This window comes from Roseofilum sp. KMC-1 (genome assembly GCF_057802075.1).
Map to the genome: position 1 here is coordinate 3,177,948 of NZ_CM173605.1, position 16,972 is coordinate 3,194,919.

The window sequence follows — 16,972 nt, forward strand, 5'->3', positions numbered from 1 at the left end:
TCTGAGATCCTTGATAATTTTGACTTAGACATTGCTATGATTTGTGGAGTTTGACCCTGTGATTTTGAAGTCCTCTATAGTCTCTCCCATTCTTCTTTGGTGATGATGAAAACCGATAGCCTTTCCCAAAAGCAACAGTCCCTCTTGCGTCAACTGCTCAAAGCGATTCATAACAATCCAGGCGATCGCCAAGTCATCTACCCCCTGCTAGAACAAAACGCCAGCTTACTTAATGCCCAGTTTGCCGAAGAATTAACCACCTGGGCAACCGAAAAAGGCCAAACCTCTAAATCTACGACTGTCATCAGTTTAGCCCAAACCCTTTGTCGTTTTGCGGAACTGATTGCCTCTTGTCCCCAAGGGGATCATCGCCTCTATTGTCAAATTGCGATCGCCAGTTACCAAGTTGCCCTCAACCTATTTTCCCAAAATTCCCATCTTCCCCAATACAGTGAAACCAAAACCCTACTGACAGAACTAGAAAACCATTATCACACCCTACCCATGGACTCAGAAAGCCGCGCCTCACAAGCCTTCCCTAACTCACGGGATGGACTCTACCTATCCAGTCGTGTTGAAGAAAAATCCTATGAATTACTGCAATGGGGAGGATATGCCTTACTTCTGCTCACCCTATTCAAAGCGTTAGAATACCTGATCCACTTCGATCCCAGTTCTACCTCAAATCGCCTAGCTCTAGCCCATCACTTAATCGATATCGTCTGGATGCCTCTTCTTGGACTCATCCTTGTCTTTTACCGTCAACAAGGCTATGTTTCCCGAATGCACCTCTATTGGTTACGCTGCCTTTCTTGGGGATCGTTAGGATTAGCCAGTTTCTATGCAGTCTTAACCCTCTTCAGTTTTAACCTTGCTCTCAGTATCACTCAAAGTGACTTCCAACCCAAACTGACAAGGGAGCCAACCCTCACCCTAGGAAACCAAAGATCGATGAATTTAAACGTCTCCTCATCCATCCCTTTCCTCAGTGCCCCTGAAATTCCTAAGTTACCTAATAACCCTCCCCTCGGACTGTTGGGAGGAATTTGGGGTGTATTCGGGTTTAGCCTGATTTGGCGGATGACTCGGTGGACGAGGGCTTTTCGCGGTTAGTCGCTACTGGGAAGCCTCCTGACTTGCGGCTGGATCAGAGGAAGGGGGAATTTTTTCCATGGTAATCAACGCTTCCATGACGGATTTCACAATCGGAGCGGATACCGTACCCCCAAAAGCTCCTCCTCCTTTCGGTTCATCAACCACCGCGACGACGACATAGGGGCCATCTGGCAAAATACCAACAAAACTGGTAATTTTGGCCGACTCATAATAGCCACCACTGGCAGAAGCTTTCTGAGCAGTTCCCGTCTTACCGCCTACCTTATAGTGGGGAATATGAGCCGCCTTTCCACTCCCCCCATCAACCACGGCTTCCATCATGGCTAAAACCGCTTCGCTGGTCTCTTGAGAAAACACTCGGCGGGGAGGTTCAATCGTGGGTGTATAGTGCAAGTGTCCTTGCACATCTCTGAGTCCATGAACCACATGGGGAGTCACTAAAAATCCGCCATTGGCTAAAGTAGCATGGAGTTGGGCTAGTTTCAGGGGAGTTAAGGATAGTCCTTGGCCAAAGGCGACTACAGCCGGTTCAATGGCTGCATTGACAAATTGTTCTTTGGGTTTGAGATAACTAGCGGTTTCCCCTGGTAAATCAATCCCCGTTGTACTCGAAAGCCCTAAATTTTCCAGCCAGTCATAAAATACGTCAGGTTTTATCTGCTGGACGACTCTGACCATACCGACATTACTGGAATATTTGACAATATCGGTCAGACTTGATAATCCTCGGCCCCCATTAAAATCAAAGTCATAATTTTGAATGGGCCATTCACCGATATAAATCTGTCCTTCATCATTAAATTGATCGTTGGGTTTAACAGAATCGGTTTCTAAGGCGATCGCCACATTAATCGGCTTAAACGTTGAACCCGGTTCATATAAGTCCGTAATTGCCCAATTTTTTAACAGACCTAAATCTGCTTTCCAATAGGTATTGGCATCAAAAGACGGATATTGAACCATGGCCAAGATCGAGCCATCGGATGCATTCATCACAATCACTGTGCCTCGCTTGGCATTATACTTTTTCATATTCTCCGAAAGGGCCAAGCGTGCAACCCTTTGTAGGCGAGTATCCAGGGTTAATTGCAATTGCAAGGCATCCGTATTAAAGAGGGCAGAAGATCCTTGGTTGGGTAAAATATCTCCTTGTCCAGTACGGGTTACTTCGACCAATTGACTAGAGCGCTCTAGTATATTTTCATAGGCAGTTTCTACTCCAGATTGGCCCACCCGCTCCATATTGACATATCCCACCACTTCCGATACCAAATCTTCCTGGGGATAAATCCGCTCTTGATAAGCAGTTAACTCTAAGCCATCTAAAGATAAGTGTTGAATTCGCCGGGCAGCATCTTCGGGCACACTATACTGAATTTGAATCCCTGTGGGGCCTTCAGAAAAGCGTTGCATGAGTTGATTAATGGGTATCCCCAAAATCGGAGAAACTTGACTGGCAATCTCTGGGGCAGGTTTCTTAAACATCATGGGATGGGCATACAAGGTGAATCGGGGTTGATCCACGGCCAAAAAGTGTCCTTGGCGATCGACAATAGAACGGCGGGGGGTAGCCTTCTGTTCTCGACTTTTCTGTTGAAGTTGTGCTTTTTGGCGCAACTCGGAACTCTGAATAACCTGTAAAGTTAATAATTTTAGGCTTAATCCCAATAAACCCAAAATAAGCAATCCCCAAATCACTACCGATCGCATCTGAGGAACAGGTGCTATTTTTCTCCTAGGACTTCTGGAAGCCGAACCAGAAGAGAATATTTTCGCTTTACTCCTATGTTTGCTCGGCCGAGAGGTTGAGGTCATAATCGCTGCTAGAGAAACTCAATTAAGAATAGGGTTGAGGAGAAAGAGAAGGTAGGCAAAATTGGCTGACCTTCTCTGCTTTCAGAGATTCGCTCTTAGAACCTTAATATCCCAAAGGTCTTGAAGATAAAGGGTCTGGGGCTAAATGGGGTAAAGACTCAGAACTCCCAGGGACTTGGCGTTGTTGAACCGGATCAAGGAAAATCGTGGTTTCTGGATTTTGAGGCACTAAACCCGTTGCTGGAGTTTCAGCTTGGGAGGCCATGCGGTTTTTTAAGATTTCACTGGCAGTGACTAACTGACGCTCATAACGTTCTAAGGTTTGTAGATGATTATATTTTTCTATCCATTCTTGTTGACTTTGAACGGTGAGGCTATAGATCCCAATGGTCGCCGTACCTAAACCTAGGGTACAAACAAAGATGACTTTTTCAATCGCCTGTAGAGCTAGTACACTCTTAGGTAAACTATTACGCTGAGGATCTAAGCGCTTTACCGTTCCTGATTGGGTTAATCCCTCAACTGAAGTGGTCTTATCGACCATCCGTCGGCGGTCTTTGGGGTCTATCTGTGAAGGCAGTACGGGAGTAGTTTGCCTTGACGAAGATGGAGTTATTCTCCCTCCTTGGGGCTGGGAAGACACTAATCGCAGTCTAGAACGATTGGGGTTATGTAAACGGGGTCGGCGACGAGAGTCGGGCTGGGGAAAGGATTTAAGAGCAACCATGAATTCAATGACTTTGGGAGTGTTGAACAATCAGGAGCGATCAGGCTCCGTATCTCAGTTAAGAGTGATATTTAGTCATATTATGGGTGAAATGGGATAGGATTGTCTCCCTTTTACAGATGGATATGGATTGAAGATAGGGCACTATGGAGCAGGAATCGGGAAAGGATCAAAAACATCCCCGCGAGGATCGCGATCGCCTCATTGTGGATCAATTGCTTCGACATTCTGGGGAACCGACAGATTTTCATTTAGTGGAATTAGCGCGTCTGAGAATTCGTTACCAAGGCTTTCCAGGTGCAAGAGAGCTACAACAGGATTTAAACCTCGCCTTGCAACAGTGGAACTTGAGCGAAGAAGCTTTATTTGAACGAACCCGTGCCATTCATGCTCAAGGATTAGTCTATAAACGAGGAAGCAACCAACAGGAGGATTGGAGTTAATAGTCTATCAATATAGAACAATGGGTTGGGTATTTCGCAGAGGTTCAAAGCAGAAGTCGGGGTGAAAAATTTTTCGCCCCGACAAAACCCTTACCCTTTCACACAAACCACTTGCTTAAGAGTGGCCACCACTTCCACTAAGTCCGACTGATTTTTCATGACTTCCTCAATGGGCTTATAGGCTCCTGGAATTTCATCTAAAACTCCGGCATCTTTGCGGCACTCAATCCCCTCGGTTTGAGCAATTAAATCATCGAGGGTATAGGCTTTTTTAGCCTTAGTTCTAGACATTAATCTCCCTGCACCATGAGAACAAGAGCAATAACTATCTACATGGCCTTTCCCTTTGACAATATAGGATTTAGCGCCCATGGAACCGGGAATAATGCCATAATCATTTTCTTGCGCTCGAACTGCACCTTTACGGGTAACATAAACGGATTCACCGAAATGGGTTTCTTGTTCGGCATAATTATGATGACAATTCACCTCTAATAGAGGCTTCATCGGTTTACCTCCGGCGAGGTGTTTCTCGATAATTCGCTTCAATCTGGCCATCATTACATCGCGATTAAACCGAGCATACCTTTGGGCCCATTGTAGATCGTGCCAATAGGCTCTAAATTCAGGAGTACCCGTGACAAAATAGGATAAATCGGGATCGGGTAAGGAGCTTTCAGCTAATTTGGCTAAATTCTTCGCTGTATTAATATGATTTTGGGCCAAGCGATTGCCAATATTCCGAGAACCCGAATGGAGCATGAGCCAAACTTGCTCTTCTGCATCTAGGCAAACTTCAATAAAATGATTGCCACCGCCTAAAGATCCCATTTGTTTGATGGCTTTACCCTCTAAGTTTTGCACCCCTTTATGTAAATTCTTAAAGTCTTGCCATCCTTGCCAGTTGGTGACTGTTTTCTCGATGTCTTTATTATCATTGAAGCCTACGGGAATTGCCGCTTCAATGTCTTGGCGAATTTTTTTCAGTTTCCCATCAAGTTTATCGGCCATAAATGGGGTTTTAACGGCTGCCATACCGCAGCCAATATCCACACCTACGGCGGCGGGAATAATGGCTTCTTTGGTGGCAATGACGGAGCCAACTAAGGCTCCTTTGCCTAAATGAACATCTGGCATTAAGGCCACATGCTTGAAGACAAAGGGCAAGGAAGCCACATTTTTTGCCATGCGAGTTTCGTCGTGGGCTAGGGGGTGGTTTGCCCAAGAGAGTACGGGTTTGGCTTGGGCAAATTGCAGATGTTCATAAGGCATGGGAATTATCCTCTCATGTCCAGCATTGGGGCAGATATTTGTTTATACTACAGTATAATACAAAAAAGTCATCTGTCAATTCCTAGGGCTGCTACTTAATAAATTTACTATGTGCTTGGATGTGCTTGAATGGGCAAAATCTTGCCTGTCTTGGTAAATTTCCCGAAAAGCCCACCCATAATTGTAGTTAAGTTATCTTGAAAAACCAATTTTCTTGTGCTACAGTGGCCAACTAAGTAAACAGAACAAGTCAGCCTAGTTCCTAGTCTTTAAAAATGTGTAATTAAAACCTAGGAAACGGGGGAACCAAATTTGGGGCTTATTTCTAATCATTAGAGAAGAAAAACTCTCATTTCTAGCCCGTCAGCTAACCCCGTCGGCATTGAGAGAGGACTGGTGAATCAGCATTTAAACAAATGTTTTGACTTCATTCAGTGACTCAGTAAATAATGACGACGCTGTAAACCTATTCAACTGGATTGAATTGGAGTCAATTTATCATGGAAATGAATTTACCGGCGGTTATATCCGTCGCCACTTTTGTGGGGGTCATTGGGATTATTATGTCAGAAAAACTTCATCTGACAGTGGCCGCTTTATTGGGAGCATTAATTTTGGTATTTGCCCATGTAATGACCCTGAAAGAAGCAATGACTTATATCAATCAAAGCTATGCAACCCTAGCACTTTTTTTTGGGGTCATGGTCTTGGTTAGGGCGTTTGAACCCACGAAAGTCTTTGAATATATCGCCACTCAAATGGTAATGATTGCAAAAGGCAGTGGCAAGGTTTTATTACTCGCAATCATCGGCATTACTACCCCCATTTGTGCAGTTTTACCCAATGCTACAACGGTGATGTTATTAGCCCCTTTAATTCCGCCAATGGCTCAAGAAATTGGGGTGGATTTTGTGCCATTACTCATCTTAATGGTCTTTGTCGCCAATAGTGCTGGTTTACTGACCTTGGTGGGCGACCCAGCAACATTTATTGTCGGCAGTTCGATTAATATGAGCTTTAATCAATATTTAGTCAAACTTAGTTTTGGTGGACTACTAGCAATTTTGTCCGTATTGGCGATCGCCCCTTTCCTATTTCGGAAAATCTGGAACACAAAATTTGAACACTTAGAAGACTTACCCCATCCGAAAATTAATCATCCCAAAGTATTAATGTTAGGCGGAGTGATTATGGGTATCGTTTTAACTTTCTTTGTCATTGGAGAAACTTTACCCATTCCCATTGACCCCGCATCCGTTGCCCTATTAGGTGCGAGTTTAGCCCTACTATTAGCCCATCAAACTAAAATTGACACAGTGCATAATATCCTCCGAGATGTAGACTGGAGTACCCTAATATTTTTCATGTCCACCCTTGTCTTAATTGGTGGATTAGAAAAAACCGGAGTCACCAGTCAACTGGCTAAACTTTTAGCGGCTGTGATTGGGAATAATATCGCGATCGGTTCATTAATGCTCGTGTTTATAGTCGGGATATTATCTAGTGTAATTCCCAATATTCCCCTAGTGGTGGCAATGGTTCCCCTGCTGAAACAATATATCGTCAATATTGGCATGGTCGGGCCAGAAGTCCTCGATCCCAACTTTTCTGGGAATTTTCCTCCCGAAGTTTTACCCTTATTTTATGCCATGATGTTTGGGGCAACTTTAGGGGGCAATGGCACTTTGGTGGGGGCTGCTTCTAATATTATTGCTGCGGGTATTTCCGAACAACATGGTCGGGAGATTTCTTTTCATACCTTTCTGCGCTACGGTTTGCCTATGATGGCAGTGCAATTAATCATTTCTGCGATCTTTATTGCGGGATTATTGTCATAGGAAAATAGCAAAATAGAGGCTAGAGGAAATAGTAACATTTCATTGAAATTGTAACTTTTCACTTCTCCTCTATTCTTTTTGAATGGTAAGTAGCACAAGGTTCTAACAGATGCTGTTGATAAGCTGCCCATCCGCCATATTCAGAAATATCTGGCCAGCGATTTATTTCAATCAATTCTTGAGGGTAAAGCATGGCGGAAACTTCCGATCCATCTTTGAGTTTAATTTTCCCTTCATATAATCCTGGCGGTTCATTGGCCATGAGATTATTATATTGCTCAAGGGTGAGTTCATAGACTTCTCCAGGAATAGAAATTCCCCCTCGATCGACTTCATAAATACCTGGATGCATATCGTTAACGGAATGGAGGCGATAGAGGGCTAAGGTTTGGGTGGCACAAACTAAGGTTGCCCCTTGCAGATTTTTATGATCGGGTTGTCCAGTTAGGGCGGAACCACAGATAAAGAATTGTTTAGTTTCTTCCATAGGTCAAGGGATATTTGAATATTTTTTAATCTCTTATTTTAACAATAAGAAACTCACTTGTAAACAGCCGACAATGACTCCTAATACACCACCTAAGTTCACAATGGCTTGTAATTCACTGCGAACAATGCCATTGATCGCCATTTCTAGGTTAGCGGGGGAGGTGGCATTGACGCGATCGATAATCACCTGATCGATGTCTAAGATAGGAATAACTTGGGAAACAATCAGTTCTAGGTCTTTTTCTAGGTAACGGTCTAGGACAAGGGCGAGTTCTTGGCTGACAATTTCTAAGGAGGATTGCATAATAGGGGAATTTTGCAGCCGATTTAAAACCAGAGCAGCGATGTTTTCCCAGTTAATGGAGTTGCCTAAACCTTGAATTAGGTCTGCACCCCGTTCTTGTAAATAAACTCTCACGCTCTGGCGAATATTTTTCCGCAGTTGTCGCACGGTGAGGACGGGTAAATTTTGTAGGGAAAGGGTTTGTAACCATTGTTTGGTTTTGCGCTTTAGGGCTAAGGCATCGATGAGTTCTTGGATTTTTTGGTTGGCTTCTTCCCGTTCGTCTAAACAATAGTTGCGAAGACGATGTAAAGAGTTTTTTACCCCTAGGAGGTTGGCGACTACCCAGTATGTGCCGCTGGTTTTTTCCCGAAAGCCTTCATCAATGATTTGGATATTATAGTCGGTGAGAAAGTCAATGAGGGCTTGGCGAATGGTGTTGGGGGGAAGGACGACATGAAAGAGCCATTCAGAGAGCGATCGCGCCTGAACTTCAGTTAAACTGAAATCCAATAGCACTTGATCGAAGATATGGTTAATTTGATCTTCGAGGAAATCTTCTCGCCGAGCTAACACCCGAATTAAGCGCGGCAGGGACTGGCCGAGTAAATCTTTGAGGATACCGGCTAAGATTTTAATGGTTTTTTGTTCCTTATCTGCCTGGAGCTGCTTTAGGGCTAATTGGAGTAACCAGAGGATAGCCGCTTGGGTGCGCTCGGTTTGTAATAAGCGACGGGCTAAATTTTGCAGTTCTGTGGGAGTGAGCAAAGATCCCATGATGGTATCGGCAATTCTTTGGGCTAACCGTTCTTGGTTGCTGGGAATTAAGCCGGGAGTAAAGGGCAGCTTCTGTTTGCCGATATAGATGGCTCGATAGGGGCGAAAGAGCATTTTGATGGCTAAATCATTGGTGAAATAGCCAATAATGCCACCGGCAATGGGTGGGGTGATGTATATCCAAAGATCTAAGAAACGCAAGGCTAGGACTAGGAATCAACAGATTTGGTAGCGACCAATACTCCCATCATACCGCTTGCGATCGGATAATGAACGGCATGAGCAAATCCAGCTTGATAGGCGAGGTTCGCTTGTTCTGGGCCGAGGGGAAAGCGCTGGAGACTGGGGATAATGTAGGCGTATTCTTCGCTGAGTCCTTGCTGTTGGGCGTAGGGAACGACGACGCGATCGAGATACCAGTTTTGGAACTGTTGGAGCAAGGGTTGGCTGGGGCGATGGAAGTCGAGGATGGCAGCAGTTGCGCCGGGTTTGAGGACGCGATGGAGTTCTTGTAGGGCTTGGGGGATGCTGGAGACGTTGCGGAGTCCATAGCCCATGGTGGCAGTGTTAAAGGTGTTGTCGGGGAAGGGTAGATGGAGGACATCGGCGTTGATCCAGTGGATGGGTGTCCAGGTATAGTGCTGTTTGGCGATCGCCAACAAATTCTCACAAAAGTCCACCCCATAAACCTGACCACTCGGCCCCACTTGTCGAGCCAATAACCGGGTGATATCCCCACTGCCGCAGCATAGATCGATCGCCACTGAGCCGGGTTTTGCCCCACTCCATTGAACGGTCATCTGTTTCCAAACCCGGTGTTGTCCGAAACTGAGCCAGTCGTTCAGGCGATCGTAAACTGGAGCAATGCGATTAAAAATATCTTGAACCTGAGTTTGAGTCATTATCTAAGTAATGGGTAATCGCTTGGGTTTTTATCCCCCATTCCCCCATCTAACCCATAGCCGCAATCAGTAAACCCACCAGTTGGGCAGAGGTCTGAATGGAAGCTTGTTCTTCCTCACTCAGGTTATAGGCTTGCGTCCACTGTAGGGAAAGCAGTGCTAAGAGTTTTTGCTGATAGAGAATGGGAATAGCCAGATGTTCCTGGATCGGGCCATCCACCCGTTGTGAATATTGGGGGGTAGCCGAGGATAGGGCCTCTTGAGTTGAGGCATCGGTACTTAAGTCAATCGGGTTATCGGTACTGCTATAGTGACCTACAGGGGAACTTAATGCACCCTCTTGAACCAGATGCAGAATACAACATTGGGTTTCAAACGCTTGGGCAAACACTTCGGCGATCGCCCCTAAAGCGATCTCTAATTCTTGAGGCTCCTGGGTTAACTTCACTAAAGTCGAAAGCAGCAGGGTTTGAGCTTGACAAGCTTCCAACTCTTCCGTGCGCTGTTTGAGCAGCTCATAGGTTTGAGTCGCTCGATCGACCACAGCCTTTAATTCTGTCGGGTCCCAAGGCTTCGTAATATATTTATAGACCTGGCCCGAATTGATCGCTTCTACCAGGTCTTCCACATCCGTAAACCCAGTTAGAATAATCCGCATGGTATTCGGATATTGTTCTACTGTCTGACTGAGGAACTCTGTACCCTTCATTTGGGGCATTCTTTGGTCAGAGATAATGACCGCCACTTCCCCTTCTGCGGCTAAAACCTTGAGCGCTTCAGCTCCACTTTCAGCTTTCGAGACCTGAAATTCGCGCCGAAACGTTCGGTAAAGCAAGTCCAAATTATCCGGTTCGTCATCTACAACGAGCATTTTTGGCTTTTTCCGTCGGCTCATACTCATAATTTGGGAACTTGTGGGCAATGTGAGACCAGCTCTTAGCAACCGGTCATTTTTAATCATAATGGCTTTTGGGTGGTTCTCCAACTGCACCATGGGATGTGCAGAAGGTCTGGATCACTGAGTTGAGAGATCCCCTAGGTTGGGGTATCTACCAATCGCTCTACCTGCCCCCGAAGTTTGTTGAGCTTCATCGAACTCCACCAGCCAACTGAGGACTTCGCGGGGTTCTTCGATGGCCTGATCGTCGAGCCGAGCTGTTTCACTCAAATAGCCGACGTAATGGCCCATGAGAAAATAAACCGCTACCATGGCTACCGCAGCCCCTGCCACTAGAACCCCAGCTAACATCAGAGAGAATTCTCGCGTATGAATCGCCGATTCCATCAGATGTAAAGACCAGGCTACTAAGGCAATGACAATTATGAGAATAATGATCATTGCTCGTTTAAGAAATGTAACAATTCCTGTATTGTAACAAGTTATTGCAGGACTGTCGCGGTTAAATTCTTAAATTCTCCTAGAAATCTGTTCTTGCGGAACATCATGTGATGGATATCACGTCACCGGTTGTCGAATTTTCAAACCTTGGCTGGCCAAATGCGCCTTAATTTGAGCTACCGACAATTGCCCATAGTGCAGTAAAGAGGCCAAAAGGGCTGCTTCAGCCTTTCCTTCAGTTAACGCTTCATGGATATGTTCGCAGGTTCCCGCCCCACCGGAAGCAATTACCGGAATTTCCACCGATTCAGCAATCGTGCGGGTTAGTTCCAGATCGTAGCCCGCTTGAGTGCCATCAGCATCCATGCTGGTGAGCAGGATTTCTCCCGCTCCACGAGCAGCCACATCCTTAGCCCAGGAGAGAGCATCGAGTCCGGTATTCTCTCGTCCCCCGCGCACATAAACATCCCATCCTGGATTCTCTGGGTTGCTGCGTCGTTTCGCATCAATAGCGACAACAATACACTGATTTCCAAAGCGATCGCTGGCCCGATTCACCAAATCCGGGTCTCGGACTGCCGATGAGTTAATACTCACCTTATCCGCTCCAGCCCTTAACAAATTTTTAATCATTTCTAAGGATTGAATCCCTCCACCCACCGTCAGAGGAATAAACACCTGCTCGGCTGTGCGGTAAACCACATCCAGAATAATATCCCGGTCTTCATGAGTGGCTGTAATATCCAGAAACACCAACTCATCCGCCCCCGCGTCATTATAAACCGAAGCCAACTCTACGGGGTCGCCAGCATCCTGAAGATTAACAAAATTAATCCCCTTCACTACTCGCCCTGCCCTCACATCTAGACAGGGTAAAATCCGTTTAGCAACCATCTCTATCCTCTTAATTATTACTTATTAGTTATTACCCCATCATGATAGTCCACAATGGCTAGAACTAAGAGAATTTTCTGAAACAGATGAAGTTTTTGTATTGGATTGACAACTCACTAAACTGACGCTAATGGACAAGAGAATTATCCAGGGAGTCAATAAATTGTTTTTCATAAAAATACTAGATAATTAAGTTGGGGGATAATTTTGATTATAAGGCAAAACTGTGATTATCTATACTGATTTTATGCATCAAATGTTATACTCAGTACATGAACCTATTGTTTGCCTTCCCTCCCAATGACAAAATATTGGTATTGCTGTAAATGACTTGCTATATGCGTCTTCTCTTTACCATCCCCCACTTTTATAACCCCCAAGGGTCTCAACGACACGCCTCCCAACGTCCAAACCCCCAACCTCGGATACAAGCCCTAACCTCAAGTCTGGGGGCGATTTATCAACTCTATAGTCAATTCCAATGCATGATTGATATTGGTCAACGGGTGGTCGTACCCAGTAATCAACAATACATCAATCATATTGATATCGTTATTTGTACCACTGGGGAACATCACCTGCTCAAGGAACTGCCCATTCCCCAAGACTCTTACTACCATATGGCAACCCAATGCGAACCCCTGTTTCTGGGTTTTGAATGTCAAGGGGTATTACGAGATAACCTGGGCTGTTATGATTACTACTGCTTTCTAGAAGATGACTTGATTTTATCTGACCCTTGGTTTTTTATTAAACTGATGTGGTTTAATCGGATGACAGGCGATCGCAACCTTCTGCAACCCAACCGCTACGAAAGCGCCATCGGTGGCACATTCCGCAAAGCTTACATCGATGGCGACCTGAAACCCCATGTTACTCAACCCTTTCAAAACCTAGAAGAACATGCCCAACTGACCGGAAAAGTGATGGAATGCCCTGTTATTTTAAAGCGTCCCCTCAATCCCCACTCCGGTTGTTATTTTCTCAACGGAGCGCAGATGGATTATTGGGTGAATCAGCCCCATTTTCTGGATCGGGATACCCGCTTTATCGGCCCCCTAGAAAGTGCAGCTACTTTAGGGATTATGAAAACCTTCCGCATCTACAAACCTGCACCGCAAAATGCCAGTTTTCTAGAAATTCAGCATTTTGGCATGAGTTTTTTAAGCCTTATTGGTAAAGAAGTGAAAATTCCTAATCAGAGTAATCAGTGAGGAGTGATGAGTTGAGCCTAGAAGAGAGAATGAGCCAAATTGAGGATAAACTTAATCAATTGCTTCAGATGTATCAAGATCCTCAAGGTAGGGACAAAGAGGATCTCTTGAAGCGGGAAAATGATTATTTACATCAATCCTTAGAAATTAGCGATCGCCAGAAAACCCTACTCCAGCAAGAACTGATCCAGTATCAACACAATCTAGACACCTTAGAGACGCACCAACAGGAGCTACAAACGGAACTCGCTCAGGTGCGCCAAATCCTGGTTCAACAGCAAACCCAAATCGGAATGTTGCGACAAGCCCTAACCCAATCTCAAGAGTATGCCCAGGAGTTGGAGCTACAACTAGCTCAAGTCCAAAAAAGTCAACGACAAACCCAATCCCCAGTCCCACCTCGACCCCAAGGTATTTTGCCGGATATTTTAGCGGAAAAATTAGGTCTCTCTACCGCAGAACTTTTCCAACAGTGGCGAGCCGGTAAACTGCAAGGATGGCATTTGGGTCGAGATCAACGGTTTTATCCCGCCCGATAACTGCCATCCTGCCTTAATGTTTCTCTTAGAAGAAACTGGGTTGATGACGGATTAAGTTTAAAAATTCCTCACGGGTTTTTTGGTCTTCCTTAAACACACCTACCATGGAGCTAGTCACCGTCCAAGAGCCGGGTTTTTGGACACCGCGCATCACCATACACATATGATTGGCCTCGACTACTACTGCAACCCCTTGAGGGTCAAGAATTTCTTGGATCGCTTCAGCAACTTGGCGAGTCAGACGCTCTTGCACTTGCAAGCGACGGGAATACATTTCCACAATCCGTGCTAATTTACTTAAACCCACTACCTTTTGATTGGGAATATAGGCCACATGGGCCTTACCCATAAATGGCAGCATGTGGTGTTCGCACAAGCTAAACAGGTTAATATCGCGCACCAGTACCATTTCATCATGACCTTCATCAAAAATGGCTCCATTTACCAGCTCTTCCAAGGATTGATGGTAGCCATTGGTGAGGAAACGCATGGCTTCTGCTACTCGTTTGGGGGTTTTGAGCAACCCTTCCCGCTCTGGATCTTCGCCAAGTTCGGCTAACATTGTCCGCACAGAATCCATTAAGGCTTCATTGCTGACTTCAGAGGTAGGATGGCAGATTTTCGATTCCATACCATGGGTCGTCGTGCGATCGGGCCGGCTCGATAGCGGTTGATGTTCCTTTGTATTCTTATCCGCAGAATAACTCATGGAAGGAGAACCATTAGAGGAAGCAATAGTCATAAGATGAAAAACTCTCTTTTCATTTCAGGTGGGTGAGCAAGACAGACATCATTTTGCCTGCTTTAAGAGGGAGCCAGAGGGACTTAAGCCGAGCTGCTGGACTGGGGTATTGTTCCATGCCTCGATCGCTACTGAGGGAGGAAGCAATGGGGTTTGAGATCGTTTTGGAGCGATCGGATCTATGGGATCTAAAGGATCTAGGGTTCACATGACTAGAGATGCTTTGTCGCCGGATACTGGGGCTAGGTTTGGGATCGATTGGAATAAAGCCGAAGTGAGCTGGGACAGCCAATGTCAGTTTCCGATCGGCAAAACTCAAATCGGTAATGAGGGAAATGTAAATAATTGTTACTAGAAGCCATTATAACTCCGATCACTTCCGTTAACACAAACCCAGAGCCTAGGCGCTGGCTTCTAAAAAGACTCCAATATGTCTAAACTTCTGATATCGGAGGTCTCGACGTTGTTTAGGGGATAGGGTATCGAGTTCAGACAGATGACGGAGGATAGCGGTTTTAAGGATATTAGAAGCTTTTAGGGGATCGCTATGAGCGCCACCGAGGGGTTCGGGTAATAAGTCATCTAAAATACCCAACTGTTTTAGGTCTTCGGCGGTAATTTTCAAGGCTTCTGCTGCTTGGGGCGCTTTTTTAGCATCTTTCCAGAGAATGGCTGCACAGGCTTCTGGGGTAGCGACGGTATAGACCGCATGTTCAAACATCAGCAGGCGATCGCCCACACCGATACCCAAGGCTCCCCCCGATCCCCCTTCGCCAATGACGGTACAAATGATGGGAACATCGAGGCGAAACATTTCCCGCAAATTATAGGCGATCGCCTCTCCTTGCCCTAGCTCCTCTGCTTGCAGTCCAGCCCAAGCTCCGGGAGTATCAATAAAAGTGAGAATGGGCATCTGAAAGCGATTTGCATGATTCATCAGGCGCATCGCCTTCCGATATCCTCCCGGTGAAGCCATGCCAAAATTACGGGCTACATTATCTTTGGTATCCCGGCCCTTTTGATGGCCGAGCATGACGACAGGCCGTCCCTGAATACGACCTATACCGCCGACCAAGGCCGGATCGTCGCCTCCACAGCGATCTCCATGCAACTCGATCCACTCCTCACTAATCGACTGGATATAATCCAACGTCGAGGGACGGCGAGGATGGCGAGCCAATTGCAGTCGCTGTCCGGGAGACAAATTAGTAAAAATCTCCTGTCGCAGTTGAATGGCGCGTCCTTCCAACTGCTGAATTTGATCTGAGACATCCACACTATTTTCTTTAGCCAATTCCCGAATTTGTTCAATTCGGTTTTCTAGCTCAAACAGGGGCTTTTCAAAATCCAGGAGTAGGGGTTTACGTTCAGAGGTATTCACAATCAATAAAGGGGAATTACATTTTTTTCAACCCGCTTCCAATTTTATCGGATTCTGGCCCTCTCTACTCAACCCTAAGTTCAGGTCTTTGGGTAATAACAGGGGACGAAATCCATGTTTGCGTGAGGATCTGCCAATTTTTTCCATTTTTTCTACCGTAATTTGATTCCGGCCCCAAGAAAAACTCTCATACCACTGCTCAAACTCTAGAAGCATAGCTTCAGCAAAACAAGCAAATAGTTGGCGTTCGGGCACATCCATTTGCACAATATTCATGATTGTCCACTCAATATCTAGGGAATGCTCCACAATGCCACCATTGAGGACATAGATTCCTGTATCTTGCAGTTTCGTGCCCAAATTCTTCGGATATCCCCCATCAATCATTAAACAGGGATGTTTCAATGTGGATGGATCGATTTCTACTCCCTTGGGCATACTGGCCACCCAAACCACCACATCGGCTAGGGGAAGGGCTTCTTCTAGAGCCAATATATTTCCTCGTCCCAGTTCCGATTGTAGGGCAATCAAGCGGTCTTGATTGCGAGCGACTAATAATAAATCGGCCACATCCGTTTTCTGATTCAGCCATCGGCAGACTGCACTGCCAATATCCCCAGTTGCGCCACAAACAGCGATTGTTGCTTGGGATAGATCGATGCCCAACTGAGCCGTAACCTGCTCGACCTGTTGGCAAATTATATAAGCGGTATGGGTATTGCCTGTGGTAAATCGTTGAAAGTCTAAGTCCACATCGCGAACCCGTGGACTGTCATGAAGATTAAATTCTTCAAAAATAATCGAGGAAAATCCACCTAAAGCTGTAGTATCAATATTATTTTTCTGGGCATGGGCCATCGCATTGAGGATTTTGCGGATTGCCGCTTTAATCCGACGATTGGCCAGCATTTCTGGCAGGAAACAGGATTCAATATACTTACCTTCAATAACTTGTCCGGTAACACTGGTGACTTTGATATTGTCTACGATTTGCGGGGGGGCAGAACACCAGAAATCTAACCCCTGATCTGCATATTCTGGATAGCCCAAATTCCTAGCAACGGATTGGGCATGTTCTAAGCTTGTAAGATGACCGATCAGACCAAACATGGATGTTCTTAAGTTAAGCTGTCTGCTTATTAGAGTAATGGAGAATGGGGCGATTTTGACAATGGGTATAAAAAGACCGATCAGATGGCTA

At 45.5% G+C, this 16,972-nt stretch carries 16 protein-coding genes, 1 pseudogene and 1 riboswitch; of the genes and pseudogenes, 5 read left to right on the top strand and 12 right to left on the bottom strand.

Annotated features, from left to right (window positions below; all coding sequences use genetic code 11):
• The first annotated feature begins 102 nt into the window (after positions 1 to 102).
• Positions 103 to 1,113, top strand: a complete 1,011-nt coding sequence (locus AC3FZD_RS14785) for a hypothetical protein (RefSeq protein WP_488736765.1) — start codon at positions 103 to 105, stop codon at positions 1,111 to 1,113.
• A 3-nt stretch (positions 1,114 to 1,116) separates the two neighbouring features.
• Here the strand turns inward: AC3FZD_RS14785 and AC3FZD_RS14790 are convergent, their stop codons facing one another.
• Positions 1,117 to 2,931 (bottom strand): peptidoglycan D,D-transpeptidase FtsI family protein, encoded by a 1,815-nt coding sequence (locus tag AC3FZD_RS14790; protein WP_488736766.1) that lies wholly within the window; start codon positions 2,929 to 2,931, stop codon positions 1,117 to 1,119.
• A 103-nt stretch (positions 2,932 to 3,034) separates the two neighbouring features.
• Positions 3,035 to 3,658: a hypothetical protein gene (locus AC3FZD_RS14795; RefSeq protein ID WP_488736767.1), complete on the bottom strand. Its 624-nt coding sequence runs from the start codon at positions 3,656 to 3,658 to the stop codon at positions 3,035 to 3,037.
• A 146-nt stretch (positions 3,659 to 3,804) separates the two neighbouring features.
• On the opposite strand from AC3FZD_RS14795, the gene AC3FZD_RS14800 reads away from it, so the two are divergent.
• A complete protein-coding gene (locus AC3FZD_RS14800) occupies positions 3,805 to 4,101 on the top strand; it encodes a DUF3288 family protein (protein WP_488736768.1) in 297 nt (98 codons plus the stop codon).
• A 90-nt stretch (positions 4,102 to 4,191) separates the two neighbouring features.
• Here the strand turns inward: AC3FZD_RS14800 and AC3FZD_RS14805 are convergent, their stop codons facing one another.
• A complete protein-coding gene (locus tag AC3FZD_RS14805) occupies positions 4,192 to 5,373 on the bottom strand; it encodes an RtcB family protein (protein WP_488736769.1) in 1,182 nt (393 codons plus the stop codon).
• A gap of 266 nt (positions 5,374 to 5,639) precedes the next feature.
• Positions 5,640 to 5,769, top strand: a riboswitch (cyclic di-AMP (ydaO/yuaA leader).
• Positions 5,770 to 5,873: 104 nt separating this feature from the next.
• Here AC3FZD_RS14805 and AC3FZD_RS14810 point away from each other — a divergent pair.
• On the top strand, positions 5,874 to 7,211 hold the full coding sequence (locus AC3FZD_RS14810; RefSeq protein WP_488740354.1) for an ArsB/NhaD family transporter: 1,338 nt from the start codon (positions 5,874 to 5,876) through the stop codon (positions 7,209 to 7,211).
• Positions 7,212 to 7,269: 58 nt separating this feature from the next.
• On the opposite strand, the gene AC3FZD_RS14815 is transcribed toward AC3FZD_RS14810, so the two are convergent.
• The 6 genes and pseudogenes from AC3FZD_RS14815 to hisF all read right to left on the bottom strand — a co-directional run bounded on the left by AC3FZD_RS14815 (position 7,270) and on the right by hisF (position 11,895).
• Positions 7,270 to 7,698: an allophanate hydrolase-related protein gene (locus tag AC3FZD_RS14815; protein ID WP_488736770.1), complete on the bottom strand. Its 429-nt coding sequence runs from the start codon at positions 7,696 to 7,698 to the stop codon at positions 7,270 to 7,272.
• Positions 7,699 to 7,731: 33 nt separating this feature from the next.
• Complete coding sequence (locus AC3FZD_RS14820) at positions 7,732 to 8,961, bottom strand: DUF445 domain-containing protein (RefSeq protein ID WP_488736771.1); 1,230 nt, start codon at positions 8,959 to 8,961, stop codon at positions 7,732 to 7,734.
• An 8-nt stretch (positions 8,962 to 8,969) separates the two neighbouring features.
• Entirely contained in the window at positions 8,970 to 9,662 is a 693-nt protein-coding gene (gene ubiE / locus AC3FZD_RS14825) for a bifunctional demethylmenaquinone methyltransferase/2-methoxy-6-polyprenyl-1,4-benzoquinol methylase UbiE (protein ID WP_488736772.1), read from the bottom strand.
• A gap of 49 nt (positions 9,663 to 9,711) precedes the next feature.
• Positions 9,712 to 10,533, bottom strand: a complete 822-nt coding sequence (locus tag AC3FZD_RS14830) for a response regulator (RefSeq protein ID WP_488736773.1) — start codon at positions 10,531 to 10,533, stop codon at positions 9,712 to 9,714.
• 282 nt (positions 10,534 to 10,815) lie between these two features.
• A pseudogene (locus AC3FZD_RS14835) lies at positions 10,816 to 11,001 on the bottom strand (hypothetical protein); the annotation flags it as partial.
• 117 nt (positions 11,002 to 11,118) lie between these two features.
• Positions 11,119 to 11,895 (bottom strand): imidazole glycerol phosphate synthase subunit HisF, encoded by a 777-nt coding sequence (gene hisF, locus AC3FZD_RS14840; RefSeq protein ID WP_488736774.1) that lies wholly within the window; start codon positions 11,893 to 11,895, stop codon positions 11,119 to 11,121.
• A gap of 338 nt (positions 11,896 to 12,233) precedes the next feature.
• Between hisF and AC3FZD_RS14845 the strand changes: the two genes are divergently transcribed.
• Together AC3FZD_RS14845 and AC3FZD_RS14850 are read left to right on the top strand one after the other, a co-directional pair.
• The gene (locus AC3FZD_RS14845) at positions 12,234 to 13,109 is read left to right on the top strand and encodes a calcium-binding protein (protein ID WP_488740355.1); all 876 of its coding nucleotides are present in this window, start codon (positions 12,234 to 12,236) and stop codon (positions 13,107 to 13,109) included.
• An 11-nt stretch (positions 13,110 to 13,120) separates the two neighbouring features.
• On the top strand, positions 13,121 to 13,648 hold the full coding sequence (locus tag AC3FZD_RS14850; protein ID WP_488736775.1) for a hypothetical protein: 528 nt from the start codon (positions 13,121 to 13,123) through the stop codon (positions 13,646 to 13,648).
• A gap of 25 nt (positions 13,649 to 13,673) precedes the next feature.
• Here the strand turns inward: AC3FZD_RS14850 and folE are convergent, their stop codons facing one another.
• The 3 genes from folE to AC3FZD_RS14865 form a co-directional block, all read right to left on the bottom strand.
• Positions 13,674 to 14,390 carry a GTP cyclohydrolase I FolE gene (folE, locus tag AC3FZD_RS14855; protein ID WP_488736776.1) on the bottom strand — a complete coding sequence of 239 codons (717 nt, stop codon included), beginning with the start codon at positions 14,388 to 14,390 and terminating at the stop codon, positions 13,674 to 13,676.
• Between the two features lie 400 nt (positions 14,391 to 14,790).
• Entirely contained in the window at positions 14,791 to 15,771 is a 981-nt protein-coding gene (accA, locus tag AC3FZD_RS14860; protein WP_488736777.1) for an acetyl-CoA carboxylase carboxyl transferase subunit alpha, read from the bottom strand.
• Positions 15,772 to 15,798: 27 nt separating this feature from the next.
• Positions 15,799 to 16,881, bottom strand: coding sequence for a long-chain acyl-[acyl-carrier-protein] reductase (locus tag AC3FZD_RS14865; protein WP_488736778.1), 1,083 nt, complete (start codon positions 16,879 to 16,881; stop codon positions 15,799 to 15,801).
• Positions 16,882 to 16,972: the final 91 nt, after the last annotated feature.